The following is an 18025-nucleotide window of genomic DNA, read 5'->3' as shown; positions in this document are numbered from 1 at the left end:
AAGCGTCACATGGACGTGCCGCAAGGAGCGTGTTTTGGAAAGCCAGGCCCACATGTCCGCCCGCACCCAGAGTCTAAGTCTTAGAGGTACCCCTGGCTACGAAGATAGTCGTCATAAGACCCACTAAAGTCAGTAACACCGTCGGCCTTAAGCTCAATGATGCGCGTAGCCAGCGAAGAAACAAACTCCCGATCATGGCTGACGAAAATCAGTGTCCCCGGATAGTTCTCCAGCGCCAGGTTCAGCGCCTCGATGGACTCCATATCCAGGTGGTTGGTGGGCTCATCCATCAGCATCACATTGGGCTTTTGCAGAATCAGCTTGCCGAACAGCATCCGCCCCTGCTCGCCGCCCGAGATCACACGGACAGATTTGGCGATGTCGTCGCCGGAGAACAACATGCGCCCCAGGGTACCCCGAACCAGTTGTTCGCCCCCGGTGGTCCACTGGGCCATCCAGTCAGTCAGGCTGTCATCATCGGCAAAATCTGCGGTATGGTCCTGGGCGAAGTAACCAACTTCAGCGCTGTCGGTCCACTTTACTTCGCCGCTGTCGGGCGCGTAAGCGCCGGACAGGCACTGCAACAGGGTGGTTTTGCCGATGCCGTTGGGGCCGATGATCGCTACCCGCTCACCGGCCTCAACCTGCAGGTTCAGGTTCCTGAACAATGGCTTTTCATCAAAGCCCTTGGTCATGTTCCTGAGGGTCACGGCCTGGCGGTGCAGTTTCTTGCCCTGCTCGAAACGGATAAACGGGCTCACCCGACTTGAGGGCTTTACCTCTTCCAGCTGGATCTTGTCGATCTGGCGGGCGCGGGAGGTGGCCTGTTTGGCCTTCGAGGCGTTGGCCGAGAAGCGGCTGACAAACTGCTGCAGCTCGGCGATCTGGGCCTTTTTCTTGGCGTTGTCTGACAACATGCGCTCGCGAGCCTGGGTAGCGGCGGTCATGTATTCGTCGTAGTTACCCGGGAACAGACGCAGTTCGCCATAATCCAGATCCGCCATGTGCGTGCACACGCTGTTCAGGAAGTGCCGGTCGTGGGAAATGATGATCATGGTGCTGTTGCGGGCCACCAGGATGCTTTCCAGCCAGCGGATGGTGTTGATGTCCAGGTGGTTGGTGGGCTCGTCCAGCAGCAGTACGTCCGGATCGGAGAACAGCGCTTGAGCCAGCAGTACCCGCAGCTTCCAGCCCGGCGCCAGGACGCTCATGGGGCCATTGTGCTGTTCCAGCGGGATGTCGAGGCCGAGCAGCAGCTCACCAGCGCGGGCGTCGGCGGTGTAGCCGTCCATTTCAGCGAACTGCACCTCCAGGTCCGCCACGGCCATGCCGTCTTGCTCGCTCATTTCCGGCAGGGAGTAGATGCGGTCCCGCTCTTTTTTAACGTTCCACAGTTCTTCATGGCCCATAATGACGGTGTCCAGCACCGAGCAGTCCTCATAGGCGAACTGGTCCTGGCGCAGTTTGCCGAGCCGGGTGTTGGGCTCCAGCATGACCTGGCCGGCAGAGGGCTCGAGGTCACCACCGAGTATCTTCATCAGCGTGGATTTGCCGCAGCCGTTGGCCCCGATCAAACCATAGCGGTTGCCGTTGCCGAATTTCGCAGAAACATTTTCAAACAGGGGCTTGGCCCCGAATTGCATGGTGATATTGGCGGTGGAAATCAAGAAACAAACCTGTCGATGTGGGGCCGGCCGGGCGCCGGCTAAAAGAAAGCCGGCATTGTACAGGTTTGCAGGCAGGACTGTGAGGCCGCAGAAACACGGATAAAAAGCACTTGCCTCCGGCGTGCGGTCCGGGCAGCATTCCCATTCTGACTAACCCATTCATCCGACAACAGGATATTGAACATGGCACAAGCAACCGCACGCCACATTCTGGTAGACAGCGAAGCAAAATGTGAAGAACTGAAAAAAGCCATCGAAGGCGGCCAGGATTTCGCCGAAGTGGCAAAGCAACACTCTTCATGCCCCTCCGGCCGAAACGGCGGTGACCTGGGCTCTTTCGGCCCGGGCCAGATGGTTCCCGAGTTCGACCAGGCCGTATTCAACAGTGAGCTGAACACCGTGATCGGCCCGGTCAAGACCCAGTTCGGCTATCACCTGCTGGAAGTGACCAGCCGCAACTGATCTGATTCTCAGGAGCCGAGCGTCCAGGGGTTGGACGTAATCGGCTCCGCGCCGGCATCCGTCACCAGAACTGTCTCACTGCACCCGATACCCCATTTCCCGGGCACGCGCAGGCAAATCGGGAGATGGAACACCATTCCGGGACTGAATTCCGTGTTACCACCACGTGCGATAAAGCCCGAACCTTCCACCCAGGAGGGCGGAAACTGGGCACCAACGGTGTAGCCAAATACGCCGGAGAAAAACACGGTGCCGGCAAGGGGGGCCAGGGCTTTTTCCGCTGCATGGGCGGCAGAATCAAAGGTCACTCCCGGTTTCACTGCCGCCAGAAGGGCGTCCACAACGCGCCGACAACCGTCGAACACCTGTCGCATTTCCCGCGATGGCGTTCCGGCCACCACCGTTTGCATCATGGGTGCTGTGTAGCGCTGCCAGGAGGAACCGAACTCCAGAAACACCGGCTCGTCCTGCTCTATCCGGCAGCGTTTGTGGTTGGTGTGAATCACGCTGCTGCGCCGGCCTGCGGTTACGATGGGTTGCATGCTCATGAACTCACTGCCGGCTTCCAGGAGGGCCCGGGCACCAACTGCGGCAATGTCGTTATCCGTTAACCCTGGCCGGACTTCGGCAGCCGCCGCTTTTAACCCCTCTGCGGTGATACGCGCACTCTCGCGCAAGTACTGGATTTCACCCGCGGATTTGACAATGCGAATCTTCTTTACGAGGCCGCCACTATCAACAAATCGAACGCTGGAGAGCCTTGCTTTCAGGCCTTCAAGCACGCCCTGCCGGAGCGAACCGTGCCAGGCATCAATCCCGACAATATCCGCGGAACCATTGAGGGCATCAATCAATGGTGACAGCACTTCGCCAATGCCTTCCCACCGGTAGCCGGTAACGCTGGTAACCCGGGTGGTCACCATGGCCGGCCCCATTTCAATGGACGGCACCTGCAACAGCAGGGATGAGCCGGTGACCAACAGGGCGACGTGAACGGAGACCTCAAAAGTACTGTAACCGGTCAGATAAAAAATATCGGAAGGGTCTGTCAGCAGCAGCGCGTCCATGTCTTCAGCGGCCATCCGGTCCCTAACCCGGGCAAGCCGATGGTCAAATTCTTTCGCTCCGAAGGGGCATTCAGAGCCCCTTAGTTCTGCCGGAAGCGCTTTCTGATAGGCGTTAAAATCCATGGTCGCACCTCCTCGGTTACTCTTAACAAGGAGAGTGGACCCGAATTTGCATTTTCACAAATTTTAGAGAACTTTCAGCAGCATTTACTGGCTGTTTGCGGGCGCCGGTGAAAGAAATTGCGCCAGTTGTCTGCCAACGGATTCGATCGGGTCGGTAATCGCCTGCTGGATGCTGTTGGTAACAACCTTTGAGAACGCAGCACCGGCGGGACTTTCCAGGAACCCCAGATACAGGTTCATTTCCTGGGCTCCGATATTCTCGTAGGTATAGAGATAGCTGTCGTACACCTGCTGGCCGACGACACCTGTCAGCATACTGCGCTGGCTTTCAATGCGTTGCCGGAGCTGATCGTAATTGACCGAATCACTGCTGAACGCAGCCATGGCCGTTGCCAGCCCGAGTTGTACTGCGATGGTTGTATCCACCGCGCTTTCAGTAGCGCGGGAAGCGCGATCAAAGCGATCAAACATGTCCGCTTTGCGGGTGCCCTTGTATTTGCTGTTCAGTTCCGGAGCGCGGGCCTGGATCTGCTGCCAGGCAGTGGGCGCGGAAGCGGCAATCTCGGCGGCGGAAATCTTCCTTGCAACCGGTGTTTCATACCAGTCCTGCACCGCTTCAAGCTGTGCGTCCGTCAGTTGTTTTTGCAAATCGGTAATAATCTGCTGCTCAATATCAGCGGCCCTGAAACTGTTGCTCACCACATTACCGATCGTATCCGCCACCACTGGCGGCAACCGGCCGCTCCGTTTCAGACCTTCCCGAATGCCCTGGCTCATCATGGCAGGATATCTGGCGACAATATCGTCAACAGGTGATGCCGCCAGAACCTGGCGGGCATCCGGTGCCGCCTGGACCGCTCCGGCAAAGAGCAGGGCTGTGACTAAAAGAGGTTTAACTAGGGCAAATCGCTTCATTTACCTATCATCCCGGACGTATTGTTGATTCCCTTATGCCATGAGTGTGATGCATGCAGCAAGCAATCCCTCGGTCCCGGAGATGACGGTTTGGTAGGAATGCGGAAGAAACCTCGCCGGAACAGCAGACGCCGCCGGACGGCCATCGAGACCTGGAGAAGCCGGACCAGATGGTACGGACTGCCGGTGCTGGGTTTGCTGATGGCCACCTGGGCCACTTTGCGGTTCAGCCTGCTGGCACCGGATCCTCCGGCTAACCCGGAGAACCTGTGCGAAATCTTCCGGGAACATCCGGTCTGGTATGACTACGCCAGCGAATCCGAGCAACGGTGGGGCACACCGATCGCCACGCAAATGGCCTTTGTCTACTACGAATCGTCCTTCCGCAGCCATGCCCGCCCGCCGCGCTCGCTGCTCTGGGGCTTTATTCCCTGGACCAGACCGACAACCGCCTACGGCTATGCCCAGGCCCTGGACCCGGCCTGGCAGGAATACCTGCAGGCCAATGGTGAGGGCTGGTTTACCGTTCGCACCGATATGGAGTACGCGCTGGATTTTGTCGGCTGGTACAACCATCTGACCCACCGGCAGCTGGATATTCCGTTTTCAGCCCCGCGGCAACTGTATCTCGCTTACCACGAAGGCCGGGGTGGTTATGCCCGTAAGACTTTCGTGCAGAAACCGGCCGTGACGGCCCTCGCCTCCCGGGTGCAGACCCGGGCCTTTCGATATGACCATCAGCTCAAAACCTGTGAACAGGAGTTCCAGTGCTGGCGCTGGTACCAGTTCTGGCCTTTCTGTGGCTGAATCCCGTTAAGGCGCTGTTCTGATCTCCAACTGGGGTTCAAGCGCCTGCAGCCGCTCCACCAGATACTCCATGACAATCCGGACACGAGCCATCTGCTGAGTATCCTGGTTCACATGCAACCACAGATCCACACTCTCGCCTTCCAACGGGTCTGACAGGCGACGAAGCTCACGGGTACCTTCACCCAGATAGCACGGCAATACCGCCAGACCGGCGCCCGCCCTGGCAAGGGCATGCATGGACTGCAGGCTGTTGCAGCGAATGACAGATGCCACGTTCTTCAGATGCTTGCGATACCAACGACCCGTGGCCAGATGGCTGAAGGTTTCATCGGGAATAACCCACAGGCAGGCCTCCGGATGATTCTCAATGTCCATGTTGCGGTTTCGCCGACAATACCGCGCGGAGCCGTAAACCGCCGATTCGATGGCTGCAATCCGCTCTCCTTCGAGGGTTGCCTGCGGCTTGTTTTCCGGCCGGAGCGTCAGGTCCGCTTCCCGATGGCTGAGGTTGGCCACGTCGTTGTCCGTCAGAATTTCCAGCTCAATATCCGGAAACTCCCGCACCAGCTCCGCCAGTATCGGGCTGAGCAACTCATTCATCATGGCGTCTTCGGCTGCCAGGCGCACCTTGCCGACCGGCGCGGAGTCCTGCCCCACCAGTTTGCGTTCGAGATTTTCCATCTCCACTGCCAGCCGCTCGGCTTCCCGAAAAGCCGTTTCACCCACTGGTGTAAGCTGCAGTCCGTCTCTGCTTCGCTCAAAAAACTGCACACCCAGCGACTCCTCCATCTGGTCAAGTCGCCGTAAAACAGTGGTTTGGTGCACACCCAGTAATTCACCGGCCTTGGCAAGCGTTCCGCCTATTGCCAGAGCCCTGATATATCGAAGATAATCCCAGTCCATAGTTACTGCATATTTGCAACGTGAGTACGGATTTTAACGTATTTAAGCTGCAAATAAGAACCCTTAGAATACCGTGTAAATTAAAGGTAGATAACTAACTAGTCCACCCGATTAGATTAAAGGAGGAAGGCGCTATGACTCAGAACCATATCGCAACCGTTCACCCGCTGCCGTCCAGTATCCTCCACAACAGTGCTGAGGTCAGGCGCCAGTATACCCGTGCTGCGGCAAAGCAGGCGGTTCAGTTTTTCAGTCGCAAGATGCGGGGCTTCAACCGGAAAGCGGCACAGGTTGCTCCGGACATGACCCGGATGCAAGGTGGCCACTGAGCCAACGCTGAAATCCGGCATGAACGCGAGGACCGCGCAGGCTGGAAACAAAACACAGGGATTTGAAAACGCCGGCGGCACCCGAGGGGCCACCGGTGTTTTACGTCAGGGGATCAGAACTCCCAGACTACCTTTTTCTTCTGGCTGAACCAGCCGTCCATTTTTTGGTTGTAGAAGTCTTCGATCACATTCCGCTTGATCTTCATGGTCGGCGTCAACATGCCGTTCTCCATGGTCCAGGGCTCCCTGACCACCACTACGAACGCCACCTTCTCGTGGGATTCACACTCCGCGTTCACCGCATCCAGCTCAGCCGCCAGTTCCTGCTCCAGTTCACTGCGATCGGCACCGGTTTCCAGTTCACCCCGCGCCTCCTCCGAAAGCAGGATCATCAGGCACGGCTGCGGCTGGTTGGCACCGGCAACACAGACCACTTCAGCTTTGGGGTGGTTAAAACGGTTTTCAATGGGAACCGGAACAACGTACTTGCCCTTCGAGGTCTTGAAAAGGTCTTTCACCCGGCCGGTTATCCGGAGGCTGCCATCCCGGTCAATTTCTCCCAGGTCTCCGGTTTTCAGGAAACCATCCCCGGTGAGATCTTCTCTGGTTTTTTCATCATTCTTGTAATAACCCAGCATCTGGCCAGGGCTCTTTACCTGAACCTCGCCCCCCTCGCCAATGCGATGTTCCACACCCGGATTGGCCATACCGACAGAGCCAGCCCTCGCCTGACCCGGCCGGTTGGCGTGGGAGTAGCCGAAATTCTCGGACATCCCGTAGACCTCCAGCAACTCCAGCCCGAGATTCCGGTACCAGTTGACGATGTCGGCTGACAGGGGCGCGGCACCCGTGAGGGCCGCCCGACAATGATCCAGCCCCAGTTGCCTGAGTACTTTCTTTTTAACCAGGCCACTGACGATGGGAAGGCTGAATAGCAGCTTCTGTTTTTTGGGCGGCAATTTGGCGTTTACACCCAGATAGAACTTCATCCACAGGCGGGGAACGGAGAAGAACAGCGTCGGCCGCGCCCGCTGAAGATCTTCCTGGAAGGTATCCAGGGAATTGGCGAAGTACAGATGAAAGCCGTAATACAGGGACTGGGTTTCCACCGCCGCACGTTCTGCCACATGGGCCAGCGGCAAATAGGAAAGCATCCGTTCACCGGAAGAGACCGGGAACAGTTGCTGCAACCCGTCTGCCACCGAAATCATGGTACGGAAACTGTGCATCACCCCTTTGGGCCGGCCGGTACTGCCGGATGTGTAAACAATGGTCGCCAGGTTATCCGGGTCTGGCAGCTTCGGTTCCGCAGGCTCCTGGCCGGCGATGATCTCCAGCCACTTTGGCGTGTCGTCCCTTGGTGACATGGGCAGGGAAATAAGCGGCAAATCGTCCGGAATGTGGTTTTTGATGTCGTTCCAGCCGTCTGCCATACCATCGAGCTTACCGAGGAACAACAGTTTTGCCTCGCAGTGCTCAAGCACATAGGCCGCAGTATCACCATTGAGGGTGGGATACAGCGGCACCGACACGTGGCCGGCGGCCCAGATTGCCAGATCGGCCAGGATCCAGTGCGCGCTGTTCTTGCCCAGGATACCGATATTGCTCGGTTCGGACAGGCCCAGTCTGTTCAGGTAAGCTGCCATCCGGGACACCTGGTCAGCGGCCTGCTTCCAGGTGATGCCCTCAACACGGCCATCCGGGTATGGCTGGGTCAGGTAGACATGATCGGGGGTTTCCTCTGCCCAATAATACAGGCAATGGAGTGAGGTCTGCTTCCGGGGATCTACCGCCATAAACGGCTCCTTTGTTGTTATTGTACTGCCTGTTTCAGATTCTGAATTGCTGTTCATACTAGCGCCATTTCACCCGCACTCAATAGCATTTAATGCCCGGGCGATTGGCCAATTAATACTTCCGTGAGAACGGTCTCTCAAAAGCTTTCGTGACATTGGTCAAGTTTGATCTACAGTGAGGACTGTGGCGTATGCGTTCCATCACTTTAGGAGGTGACCATGAGAACATCGAATCGCTCTTTTCTGATTTTTCCCGCCTGGGGCGTTATCCTCACGGGTTCGGCAGCGTTCCTCTATTGCGCTTACGCAGGCTTGCTGGGGACCTGACCCTCAAGCTCCAGTCCTGGACTGGCCTGATCCGACACCAGACAGGACACTAACGTCGAAACCTGGTTTCAAGGACCACCGCCGAGTTGGTCCGCTCCACCCCTTCCAGGTTACCAATATCGTCCAATACGGCACTCAGTTCCTCCAGGGACTGGGCCTGGACGATGGCAATCAGATCGTACTCACCGCTTACCGAAAACAGTTGTGACACCTGGCTGATACCCTCCAGCGCCGTGTTTGTCCGGCCAGTCAGTTTCTGGAACACCTTGATCGACACATGAGCCTCAACCTGACTGGCCGAGAATTCCCCGCCCAGCTGAACCGAATAGCCCCGAATGACGCCGCTGGCCTCAAGGCGGGAAATGCGATTCTGCACGGTTGAACGGGACACATGCATGGCTTTGGCGAGCTCCGTGATACTGGCCCGGGCATTCTGGCGTAACAGCATCAGCAGCTTCCGGTCCTGCAGGTTGATCATTTTGTCAATTCCATTTTTCATTTTGACTTAATTGTAGACCATTTCGACCTTTCTGAAACTGCAATTTGTCATTGCCTGCTCTCATACTGTGCCAAAACAATGCTCAGGACGCTGGCCATGATTATCCGACCTATAACCCCCTGGGATCTCGATGCGCTCTATCGCATTGCCGTTGAATCCGGCCCAGGCTTTACCTCGCTGTTGCCAGACCGGGATGCCCTTGCGCGAAAGATTGACCATTCCGTATCGAGCTTCGCCAGGCCCGTCACCGCACCGGGTGATGAGCACTACCTGTTTGTCCTGGAGGACAACGCGACCGGAGAGATCCTCGGCACGACCGGCATTGAAGCCGCAGCTGGCCTGAACCGGCCACTCGTCCACTTTCGTCGCAATGCGGTTATCCAGCACGCCAACGTCCGCCGGATGCGGCACACTGAGGAAAGCCTGACCCGTTGCCAGCACTACACCGGCTGCACCGAAATCTGTTCACTCTACCTGCGACCAGGGTTTCGTCGGGCCAATGCCGGCAAACTTCTTTCCCGGGTGCGTTTCCTGTTCATGGCACTTCACCCTGAGCGGTTCTCGGACACCGTCATCGCGGAAATGCGGGGTGTTTCAGACCAGGCCGGGCGGTCTCCATTCTGGGACTGGCTGAAACACCATGTTGCCGACCTGGACTTTGCTTCAGCCACACAACTGGCCTGCACCGGGCACACCGGCTTTATTGAGGAATTCATACCCGCCATGCCGTTCTATACTCAACAGATGAGCCATGCAGCCCGGGCGGTTATCGGCCAGGTTCACGAAGACACCCGCCCGGCCCGGCACATGCTGGAACGGGAGGGCTTCCGGCATCAGGGTTTTGTCGATCTCCTTGACGGCGGCCCGACACTGGAGTGCCCGAAGGCGGAGATCGCCAGTGTGCGCAACACGCACATGGGCAAGGTTCAGCTTCACGCGGGGACAAAGTTCCCAGAGAATGATGAGAGTGCGGGCTATCCATCCGCCATCGTTGCCAACGCCAGCTGTTCCGATTTCAGGGCAACCGTGACCGACCAGGCGTATCCGGAACCCGGAGCCGGCCGTGTTGTGGTGGCAGCCCGACTGGCAGAGCATCTGGCTCTGGGCGATGGCAGCCCGGCCTGCTGTCTTCCTCTGGCCGCAACCCGCCAACAGTCACAGCCTGGTCAGCAGACCCGCCATACACACGCCACCGAGGAGATTCACTATGCATACTGATCCGGACACACTGTTCGCCCGGCTCTGGGAGTCCTATCGTCAGGTGACCCCTTCCGCCGAGCGCATCCACAAGATCCTGGGTGCCGAAGAAGGACAGGCCATCGTCAATGACCACATTGCACTGCGCACCTTCAACCTCGATCCGGTGCGGCTCGGGGCCCTGGCTGAACACTTTCTGAGCCTTGGTTACCAGCAAGGCGGCGAATACCGTTTTGAGGCCAAGAAACTGTACGCCCGGCATTATGAGCACCCCTCCAGGGAACTCCCCAAGGTGTTCATATCGGAGCTGCTCGTTGATCAGTGCTCACCGGCATTACAGGCCGTGGTGAAAAACCTGGTGGCTCAGGTGCAACCGGACGCTGTTAAGGCCGATAATTTCCTGTATTCCGGTCGCCACTGGACGATTGATTACGACACGTATCGGGACCTCCTCCAGGAAAGCGAGTATGCCGCCTGGATGGCTGCCTGGGGCTATCGTGCCAACCATTTCACGGTCAGCATCAACCATCTGGAACAGTTCCGGACGGTGCCGGACATTAACCAGTTGCTAAAAGATCATGGTTACACGGTGAATGCGTCCGGCGGGGAGGTGAAGGGATCGCCGGAAGATCTGCTGGAACAGTCCTCAACCATGGCAGACAGGGTACCTCTTACCTTTTCCGATCAGGCCGTGACAATCCCGAGCTGCTTTTACGAGTTTGCACTGCGGTATCCGAAACCGGACGGCGAGCTCTATTCGGGATTCGTGGCGGCCTCGGCAGACAAGATTTTCGAGAGCACCAACGCCGCGGGCTGAGGAACTTCTCGCCCGCTCACTCCATCCAAAACCATCTCGTCAAGACCACCCCTGCTCACCGAGCAGGGGGACAAAACGGACAGCTCCGAAGTCCTCGGTTCTGAATTCGCTCTCCGAAACCCGGGTTATCCGCAGTAACGACTGCACGGAATGCTCGGAGCCAACCGGAATCACCAGGCAGCCGCCAACAGCCAGTTGATGCTTTAACGCCTCGGGCACCGCAGGCGCACCGGCGGCCACGATGATGCCATCGAAGGGCTGGTGTTCTGGCCAGCCCAGGGTGCCATCACCGCAGCGGACCACCACGTTATCAAACCCTTCCGACGCCAGGGTTCTGGTTGCCCGTTCCGCCAACTCCGGCACTCTTTCCACGCTGAAAACCTCACTGGCGATACAGGCAAGAACGGCAGCGGCGTAACCCGACCCGGTTCCGATATCCAGCACTTTTTCGCCCCCCTGAAGCTCCAGAGCTTCCGTCATTAACGCCACGATGTACGGCTGCGAAATCGTTTGCCCGGCGCCAATGGGCAGCGGCCCGTCATCGTAGGCACAGTCCTGCATGCTCTTTGGTACGAATTTCTCCCGTGCCACCCGGCCCATGGCCTCAAGAACCAGTGGCGACCCGACTCCCCGGGCGACGAGCTGATACTCCACCATAGACGCTCTCCGGGACTGGAATTCACTGCCCTGTGTCATTGTCTGCCTACCCCTCTGGTTAACGCCTGCGACCGCCGACGTCCGCTGAATCACCGAAGCTTCGGCAACCACTTACCGGCGGTTACAAAGCAGTAACTTTTTTACAACGGCGGTCACCGCATTATCTGACTACTTTTTACTCACCGACAGTCACAGAAACAACCGCCGAACGCAAAAACAATAAAACGAACAACGGGCTGAGAACCAGGGACCCCGTTGTTGAGGAGGAAAAATGTCAACATCCGTTAACCACCTCGACGAGCGGACGCGGGATTCCGCCGAGCTGCTTGAAGAAATCATGCCCTCTGCCATTACCCTGGCCATGATGCTTCGACACCGGAAAATGGCGGCGTGGCTGCGTACCGAATTTGATGGCTATCAGGACCTGGAGGCCGCCCCGCCCTATCGGCGGCAATTGCATGGACATATCGTTGCCAAGTCTCCCCAGTATGGCTGGATTCCCGCACCGATGGAGGATCAGCAAAAGAAAGAGTTCGGTTACACGGACCTGCTTGAGGGCGTGAAAGCCCTTGAGAAAGTGTGTGTCAATTGCAAGAAGGGCAGTGGCAATCGCGTACTGCTGGCCAAAGAAGACATGGCAGTCCTCCAGAAACAGATCAATCTTACTGCCGAACTGGCCATCAATCTCAGCCGGGACGTCTACTGCCGCCTGCTGAGGACTATCCGGGGAGCGATCTACCTCTGGACCCAGGAGCTCATGGCCGAGGGTATAGCCGGTGAACACAACCACTACAGCCCCGATGAGCGTGCGAAAGTGGCGCAACTGGATGACCCCGAGAAGTTCTGGCGCCGGGCCCTGGAAGAAGTGGACAACCTGCCGATACCAGACGTTCGTGAGGCCGGATTCTTTGAACGGGTATTCGGGCGCGCAGGCTAAAGGACGCTGACAATCCCGACGCTGCTCACCAGGAGCAGCACAGCTCCGAGCATACGGAAGAAAACCGGCGTCTCGGCCCGGAGAATGCGGTCGTGGGCATAGAGACCGATCACGTGGCCCACGGCTGCGCAGGGCAACAGCCAGAGATGGTGGATAAGCTGGAGATCCACGCCGGCCCAGACGAATGCTGTCATTTTGATCAGTACCAGAATGAACCAGAGTGCAAACAGCGTGTCACGGAGCTTCTCCTTCGGCAGGTGCTGTGCGGCGACCGCGATAATCAGCGGCGCCCCGATCAGGGACGTGCCACTGATGTAGCCCCCCACCATCAGAAACACCGTATCGACGGTTTTACTACCGCTGCGGAACGGCCGGTTGATGATATAGGACACCGAATAGAGCGCGACGATCACGAAGATGATGGCACTGAGAATATCGGAAGGCATGGTGATCAGGCCGAACACGCCAATCAGCTTGGGCACGATCATGATCCCGAGGATCCGCCACAGGTACTGCCAGTCAACGGTTCCGGCAGCTGTGTCACGGGGCTGCCCGGCTCTGGTGCGATTATTCATCCAGATGGTCAGGGATGAAAATACCAGCAGATGAACCGCGATAATTGGGAGAAACACCAACGGCTCATCAAGAACCAGCAGAAGAAACGGTAAAGATAGGACGGCACCACCAAATCCCAGCCCGGACCGGACAAAGCCGCTCCAGACAAAAATAAGGGCAATCAGCAGATATTGATAGTTTGCGAGGTCTGACATGGAATCCCTGTTGAAAAATGGACCGGCCTTTTTCCGAAACTGATCTAAGCTCTGGTAGTTGCGAAGAAAAACAATAGCAAGCGGAGGATGTTAGTTAATGGCCCTGTCCTGGAAACAGAAGTTTATGCTGTTGATTGTTGCCACACTGATCGGGCTGGCGATTGCCACCATGGCGTCCCTGAGCGGGCTCGGCAAGGTGTCGGATGCCTATGAAGCACGCGGACAGGCCAGGTCCTATGAATCCGCTTCCCTTACCCTGCTGAACAGCTGGCTCGCGCTCGAAAGGCTGAGCGAGAGTCTTGCTCCGGAACAGGTTGATAGCTACCAGGAGCAACTTGAGTCCCTGTCCGAACAGGCATCAGCGCTCAGCGAATCCGCCGGCGCCCTGTCGGATGACGCTATCAATATCGCTGCTCAAAAAATCCGCCAGCAGGTTGCGGAGTATACCCGACTTCGGACCGAATGGCTGGCCCTGAACCGGCAACTGGGCCTGACCGCCGCCGACGGGCTAAGGGCGAAAATGTCCCGGGCCATCGACGATGGCCTGCGGAAGATCAGCATCTCGATCTTCAACGACGACATCAATACCATTTCGTCCACCTATCGGGATTATCTCTCCACTTTCGACGCCTCCTACGCCCAGGCGACCCGCGAGGCACTTGAGCGAATGCAGGCTACTGTCCGGGACATGGAGTGGCAGGAAATAGACATCGGTAAGGCCGTACAGGCATTCGATGACGCATTTACCCGGGCCGGGGAGCTTATCGCCTCACTGTCCACTATCGAAAACCAGCTGGCAGACGCCGGTGCCAGCATTCGCAGTCTGATCACCGAGCAGAACAATCTGCTCCGGCGCGGGCTTATCGTCGCCACCAGCGAGCGCGCCGAGGAAGCCCGGACTTCCTCTACCTGGCTGATCATTATGACCGCAGCCGCCGTGCTGGTCATTCTGGTGCTTACACTGACAGCCGCCTCCAGAACTCTGGTAAAACGACTCAATGACGCCGTGCACCTGCTCACCCATGTCGCCGGGGGCGATCTCAGCCAGCGGCTCGAACCGGGCAAAAATCCGAATGATGAGTTCAGCCGGCTGGGCCAGGCCGCCAACAAGATGCTGGACGATGTGTCCCGCGTAATAGGCCAGGTAGTTGAAGGCAACCAGACACTCTCCAGTCTTCAGGTTGAGCTGGACGCGCTGGTCGATCAGATGGGGCGCAATGGTGAGCAGGTTGAAGATGAAACCGAGCAGACCGCCACCGCAGTTCAGGAAATTTCCCACACTGCGGTGGACATCGCCCAGTACACCCAGTCGGTCAACGAAGCCGTCCAGAACGCCAACGACGCTGCCCATTCCGGCGCCGGGGTTGTCAGGCGCAGCGCAAAAATCATGAGCGAACTGGCCGAGCGGATCCAGAAAACCCACGATCAGGTCGGCCAACTGAGCAAGACCGGTGAGAAGGTCAACTCAATCGTCGGCGTGATCAACGGCCTGGCGGAACAGACAAACCTGCTTGCCCTCAATGCGGCCATCGAAGCAGCGAGGGCCGGGGAAGCCGGGCGCGGCTTCTCCGTGGTCGCCGATGAAGTCCGGTCTCTGGCGGAAAAGACGGTTTCCGCCACCAATGGCATTGCCGAGATCGTGGACTCACTGAACCGGGAAACCTCGGCCATTACCACCCTCATGAAGGAAGGGCTGGATTCCGCTGGCAACGGCGAAGAAAGCTCCAGAGAAGCGGCTCATTCGATCGAGCAGATCACCGGCTCCATCCGCCAGCTGGCCGGGGATATGAATCAGGTAGTTTCTTCGGTTGAGGGAATTTCAACCACAACGGAAGAGATTGCACAGAAGGTCGAGCAGATTCATGGCCACACCCGGGAAACCTCGGACATTCGCCAGAAACTCAATGCCCACATTGCGCGACTGTCTACGCAGGTAACGTCACTGACCCAGGCATCGCAGGGGTTCCGGCTGTAACAGGCCAACGGAGGATAGCTCTGGTTGCACAGCCTGGTTATGCAGCATGCAACGGCTTAATCCGACTAACCTCCTCCTTGACCGATTGAGCCGCCGTCCACAAATCAACAGCGCGCTGTGCATTCAGCCAAAACTCTGGAGAGTTGCCAAACAAACGTGCCAGCCGAAGTGCCATTTCAGGGCTGACAGCACGGCGTTCACGCAACAGTTCATTAACTGACTGACGAGAGACACCCAGAGACTCAGCCAGCCCTGTAACCGTCAGATCATAGTCCGGCAAAAAATCCTCTCTCAGCATTTCACCAGGATGGGTCGGCTTGCGCTGCATGCCGGTAGTGTTAGAAATAGGAATAGCCATAGTCATCACCTCACTCAGTGGTAGTCACTCACTTCGACCTCGTACGCATCGCCATCGTCAAAACGAAAACAGATACGCCACTGATCATTTATTGCAATCGAGTGCTGCCCATGCCTCTTTCCGCAAGGTGGGTGAAGGCGATTGCCGGGCGGCACTTTCAAGTCCTCCAGCTGTTCAGCCAGATTGACGTATTCAAGTTTTCTGGCAGCTCTCGGAGCGATATCCGCAGGAAACCTTTTTGACTTACCTTTGGAGTACAGCTCTTGAGTTCGTTTGTCAGCGAAGGATTTGATCATGCATTAAAGCGTATTGCGTCACGTGACGCGTGTCAACAAGGTGAGATACGCCTGCGTAACGCCCGGCTCACGCGCCGGTTTGGAGCGGCAAAGCGGCGGAAAATCGGTCGCCGTGCAGCCGCCGCAGGTTATGTTTCGCCTTCATCAAGCTCAGACATCCGCAACAGTTGGCTCCTGCGCCGCACAGTTAGAATATCAATCTGGTCTTTGGCACTGTAAGCCTCTTCGAGCACCTCCAAACGCTCTTGCATACTCTCGTACTCGTGGACATCCAACAGCACTGCGACGTAAGCAATGGATTGGACTCCTCCTCACCTCACCGGCATCTACGTGCCAAAATGGTGAGTGATCAGTCATCACTAAAGTAACGCACCTATTTATCAACCCATTCGTACAGCGGCTTTCCTTTGTCGACTATATGCACTGTGAAGATTTTTAACGGCATGTCGCCAACCACTTTGAATCCAGCATGAGGTACGCCACGCTCGTTTATGATGGGCGCGCCGGTAGGAATCTTAATTGGATCTTTACCGGGTAGCTGGATCATTCCACCCTGAACGAAATAACCTGATTCGACTCCGTGATGGAAATGGCGCCCGACAACCTCGCCGGGTTTGTATTCACTAATTGACGATATCACCTCCATCCCGGGCGAACCAGAAAGGTCAATCCGCTTAAGCTCCTTTCTATTTTCCGAATCTTCGGCCAGGGCAGGCCCTACAAGAAGGGCGCCGAGAAAAATCGCAGTAATACTGAGTAGCCTGATTGTTTTCATCGCAGCTTCCTCCACTATTAATTCTCAATTAGTTCTCATTCCAAATCGGCAAGGCCATTATGTAGGGCCATGTCCCGAGCGGCAACGGAATGGAGGCGAAGCCGCAATGTAGAATGTAGTAGACGTCGCCGTGACTGGCCTTGTCAGGGCCATTACGATATAGTTGTACGGGCTTTCCGTACAGAATGGTGGAGTTATGGATATCATCAGTGTAAACAAATTCAGAGACAACCTGAAAAGCCTTGTAGAACAGGTTATTAGTAGGCACGAACCCCTCAAGGTGACGCGTCGCGCCGGAGAGGCTTTCGTGATTATGAGTGCTGAGGACTGGGAAAGAGAACAAGAAACCCTGCATGTTCTTCAAAACCGAGACCTGATGCAACAAATCGCGGCCTCCCTCGATACTCACGGCCGCGGCCAAGGATACACACCTAATGATGAGCAGATGAATGAGATCACTGGTATTTGAGGGCAGCACCTGGGAAGCCTATGAAAAGATGCGAGAGAAAGACAAAAAGCTGCACGAAGCACTCTGCAAACTGCTGAAAGAAATGCTCCGCTCTGACGACCCGTCAACGGGCATCGGAAAACCTGAACCGCTTAAGCACAACTTATCAGGCTTGTGGTCAAGGCGCATCTCACAGAAAGACAGGCTCATATACCGATTCGACGACAAATCCATTTATGTTTTCGCCATTGGAGGGCACTACGACCAGCTCTAACCGCCCGCCATCACCGGTGACAAATCCGCGGCGAAGCGGAGGTTTTGGCATCCGGTGAATGGGTTATGTGGTGACTAACTTCCAAACTATCGGGACGAGTACCTACCACCCATTCAGCTTGATCCCATTATCCCGAAGGTGCTCACCTTCTTTCTCTAAGTATTCATCTACCCATTGAGAATAGCTCGACTTCTCGTTGTTGTAAGGCCCGGCCTCGTACCGTCCTACCTCAATCGCATTCTCGCTCCGGTTCATAATCCACACTACGACGGTTCCGCCCGGTGCCAGACCAAAAACCAAGGCATCCCGAGGGTATTCCACTATCTCTCCAAAGCTTTCAAAAGGTGCAACTTCCTTCATCTTTTTGTAACTATTCAGTCGGTTTCATTTAAAACGTTCTGATCATTATCTGGTCGCGCCGTCATGAAGGCCGGCATACGCCCCTCGAACAGGGACATCAGCGCATCGGAGGCCGTCAGCTGCTGCTTGCGCGCCGTGGACAGATAGCTGCGCACTCGGCAGAAGATCTCCGCGCCTTCGATTGAACGGAAGCCGCCGGATACTTTCTGCTGCACCTTGAGCATACGGATATCCCGCTCACCCTGGTTGTTGGTGAAGGGTAC

At 56.8% G+C, this 18025-nt stretch carries 23 protein-coding genes; 9 read left to right on the top strand and 14 right to left on the bottom strand.

What is annotated here, in order from left to right; genetic code table 11:
* Positions 1-80: 80 nt before the first annotated feature.
* Positions 81-1667: an ABC-F family ATPase gene (locus AC13C0_RS02415; RefSeq protein ID WP_117617910.1), complete on the bottom strand. Its 1587-nt coding sequence runs from the start codon at positions 1665-1667 to the stop codon at positions 81-83.
* Between the two features lie 183 nt (positions 1668-1850).
* Between AC13C0_RS02415 and AC13C0_RS02410 the strand changes: the two genes are divergently transcribed.
* Positions 1851-2129, top strand: coding sequence for a peptidylprolyl isomerase (locus AC13C0_RS02410; protein WP_117617911.1), 279 nt, complete (start codon positions 1851-1853; stop codon positions 2127-2129).
* Between the two features lie 8 nt (positions 2130-2137).
* Here AC13C0_RS02410 and AC13C0_RS02405 read toward each other — a convergent pair whose 3' ends face one another.
* Together AC13C0_RS02405 and AC13C0_RS02400 are read right to left on the bottom strand one after the other, a co-directional pair.
* Positions 2138-3319: a M24 family metallopeptidase gene (locus AC13C0_RS02405; protein ID WP_117617912.1), complete on the bottom strand. Its 1182-nt coding sequence runs from the start codon at positions 3317-3319 to the stop codon at positions 2138-2140.
* 84 nt (positions 3320-3403) lie between these two features.
* On the bottom strand, positions 3404-4234 hold the full coding sequence (locus AC13C0_RS02400; RefSeq protein WP_117617913.1) for a DUF2059 domain-containing protein: 831 nt from the start codon (positions 4232-4234) through the stop codon (positions 3404-3406).
* A 99-nt stretch (positions 4235-4333) separates the two neighbouring features.
* Here AC13C0_RS02400 and AC13C0_RS02395 point away from each other — a divergent pair, with 99 nt between their 5' ends.
* On the top strand, positions 4334-5041 hold the full coding sequence (locus tag AC13C0_RS02395; protein WP_482953901.1) for a transglycosylase SLT domain-containing protein: 708 nt from the start codon (positions 4334-4336) through the stop codon (positions 5039-5041).
* Between the two features lie 6 nt (positions 5042-5047).
* Here the strand turns inward: AC13C0_RS02395 and AC13C0_RS02390 are convergent, their stop codons facing one another.
* Positions 5048-5947, bottom strand: a complete 900-nt coding sequence (locus AC13C0_RS02390; protein ID WP_117617915.1) for a LysR family transcriptional regulator — start codon at positions 5945-5947, stop codon at positions 5048-5050.
* Positions 5948-6081: 134 nt separating this feature from the next.
* Here AC13C0_RS02390 and AC13C0_RS02385 point away from each other — a divergent pair, with 134 nt between their 5' ends.
* Positions 6082-6276 carry a hypothetical protein gene (locus AC13C0_RS02385; RefSeq protein ID WP_117617916.1) on the top strand — a complete coding sequence of 65 codons (195 nt, stop codon included), beginning with the start codon at positions 6082-6084 and terminating at the stop codon, positions 6274-6276.
* A gap of 113 nt (positions 6277-6389) precedes the next feature.
* Here the strand turns inward: AC13C0_RS02385 and AC13C0_RS02380 are convergent, their stop codons facing one another.
* Positions 6390-8072 carry an AMP-binding protein gene (locus AC13C0_RS02380; RefSeq protein ID WP_117617917.1) on the bottom strand — a complete coding sequence of 561 codons (1683 nt, stop codon included), beginning with the start codon at positions 8070-8072 and terminating at the stop codon, positions 6390-6392.
* 376 nt (positions 8073-8448) lie between these two features.
* Positions 8449-8877, bottom strand: coding sequence for an Lrp/AsnC family transcriptional regulator (locus AC13C0_RS02375; RefSeq protein ID WP_117617918.1), 429 nt, complete (start codon positions 8875-8877; stop codon positions 8449-8451).
* A gap of 117 nt (positions 8878-8994) precedes the next feature.
* Here AC13C0_RS02375 and AC13C0_RS02370 point away from each other — a divergent pair, with 117 nt between their 5' ends.
* Complete coding sequence (locus AC13C0_RS02370) at positions 8995-10116, top strand: arginine N-succinyltransferase (RefSeq protein WP_117617919.1); 1122 nt, start codon at positions 8995-8997, stop codon at positions 10114-10116.
* Positions 10106-10912 (top strand): DUF1338 domain-containing protein, encoded by an 807-nt coding sequence (locus AC13C0_RS02365; RefSeq protein WP_117617920.1) that lies wholly within the window; start codon positions 10106-10108, stop codon positions 10910-10912. The genes AC13C0_RS02370 and AC13C0_RS02365 overlap by 11 nt, the downstream gene beginning before the upstream one ends.
* 39 nt (positions 10913-10951) lie before the next feature.
* Here AC13C0_RS02365 and AC13C0_RS02360 read toward each other — a convergent pair whose 3' ends face one another.
* Positions 10952-11608: a protein-L-isoaspartate(D-aspartate) O-methyltransferase gene (locus tag AC13C0_RS02360; RefSeq protein ID WP_117617921.1), complete on the bottom strand. Its 657-nt coding sequence runs from the start codon at positions 11606-11608 to the stop codon at positions 10952-10954.
* A 232-nt stretch (positions 11609-11840) separates the two neighbouring features.
* Here AC13C0_RS02360 and AC13C0_RS02355 point away from each other — a divergent pair, with 232 nt between their 5' ends.
* A complete protein-coding gene (locus AC13C0_RS02355; RefSeq protein ID WP_117617922.1) occupies positions 11841-12506 on the top strand; it encodes an AbiTii domain-containing protein in 666 nt (221 codons plus the stop codon).
* Here the strand turns inward: AC13C0_RS02355 and AC13C0_RS02350 are convergent.
* Positions 12503-13276 carry a TSUP family transporter gene (locus tag AC13C0_RS02350; RefSeq protein ID WP_482953900.1) on the bottom strand — a complete coding sequence of 258 codons (774 nt, stop codon included), beginning with the start codon at positions 13274-13276 and terminating at the stop codon, positions 12503-12505. The two genes, AC13C0_RS02355 and AC13C0_RS02350, sit on opposite strands and share 4 nt — an antisense overlap.
* 97 nt (positions 13277-13373) lie before the next feature.
* On the opposite strand from AC13C0_RS02350, the gene AC13C0_RS02345 reads away from it, so the two are divergent.
* Complete coding sequence (locus AC13C0_RS02345) at positions 13374-15251, top strand: methyl-accepting chemotaxis protein (protein WP_117617924.1); 1878 nt, start codon at positions 13374-13376, stop codon at positions 15249-15251.
* Positions 15252-15288: 37 nt separating this feature from the next.
* Here AC13C0_RS02345 and AC13C0_RS02340 read toward each other — a convergent pair whose 3' ends face one another.
* The 4 genes from AC13C0_RS02340 to AC13C0_RS02325 form a co-directional block, all read right to left on the bottom strand.
* On the bottom strand, positions 15289-15609 hold the full coding sequence (locus AC13C0_RS02340) for a HigA family addiction module antitoxin (RefSeq protein ID WP_227539468.1): 321 nt from the start codon (positions 15607-15609) through the stop codon (positions 15289-15291).
* A 14-nt stretch (positions 15610-15623) separates the two neighbouring features.
* Positions 15624-15905, bottom strand: coding sequence for a type II toxin-antitoxin system RelE/ParE family toxin (locus tag AC13C0_RS02335; protein WP_117617925.1), 282 nt, complete (start codon positions 15903-15905; stop codon positions 15624-15626).
* Between the two features lie 128 nt (positions 15906-16033).
* A complete protein-coding gene (locus AC13C0_RS02330; RefSeq protein WP_264756469.1) occupies positions 16034-16156 on the bottom strand; it encodes a hypothetical protein in 123 nt (40 codons plus the stop codon).
* Between the two features lie 122 nt (positions 16157-16278).
* The gene (locus AC13C0_RS02325; RefSeq protein WP_205422276.1) at positions 16279-16680 is read right to left on the bottom strand and encodes a cupin domain-containing protein; all 402 of its coding nucleotides are present in this window, start codon (positions 16678-16680) and stop codon (positions 16279-16281) included.
* Between the two features lie 196 nt (positions 16681-16876).
* On the opposite strand from AC13C0_RS02325, the gene AC13C0_RS02320 reads away from it, so the two are divergent.
* A complete protein-coding gene (locus AC13C0_RS02320) occupies positions 16877-17149 on the top strand; it encodes a type II toxin-antitoxin system Phd/YefM family antitoxin (RefSeq protein WP_117617926.1) in 273 nt (90 codons plus the stop codon).
* Positions 17130-17402: a Txe/YoeB family addiction module toxin gene (locus tag AC13C0_RS02315; RefSeq protein WP_117617927.1), complete on the top strand. Its 273-nt coding sequence runs from the start codon at positions 17130-17132 to the stop codon at positions 17400-17402. The genes AC13C0_RS02320 and AC13C0_RS02315 overlap by 20 nt, the downstream gene beginning before the upstream one ends.
* Before the next feature lie 102 nt (positions 17403-17504).
* Here AC13C0_RS02315 and AC13C0_RS02310 read toward each other — a convergent pair whose 3' ends face one another.
* Positions 17505-17762 (bottom strand): DUF2931 family protein, encoded by a 258-nt coding sequence (locus AC13C0_RS02310; protein WP_482953899.1) that lies wholly within the window; start codon positions 17760-17762, stop codon positions 17505-17507.
* A gap of 14 nt (positions 17763-17776) precedes the next feature.
* Positions 17777-18025, bottom strand: a 249-nt coding sequence (locus tag AC13C0_RS02305; protein WP_482953898.1) for an IS66 family transposase, incomplete at its 5' end; no start/stop codon positions are given.

The organism is Marinobacter sp. B-21, from assembly GCF_056857895.1.
This window is presented reverse-complemented; position numbering and strand designations above follow the sequence as displayed.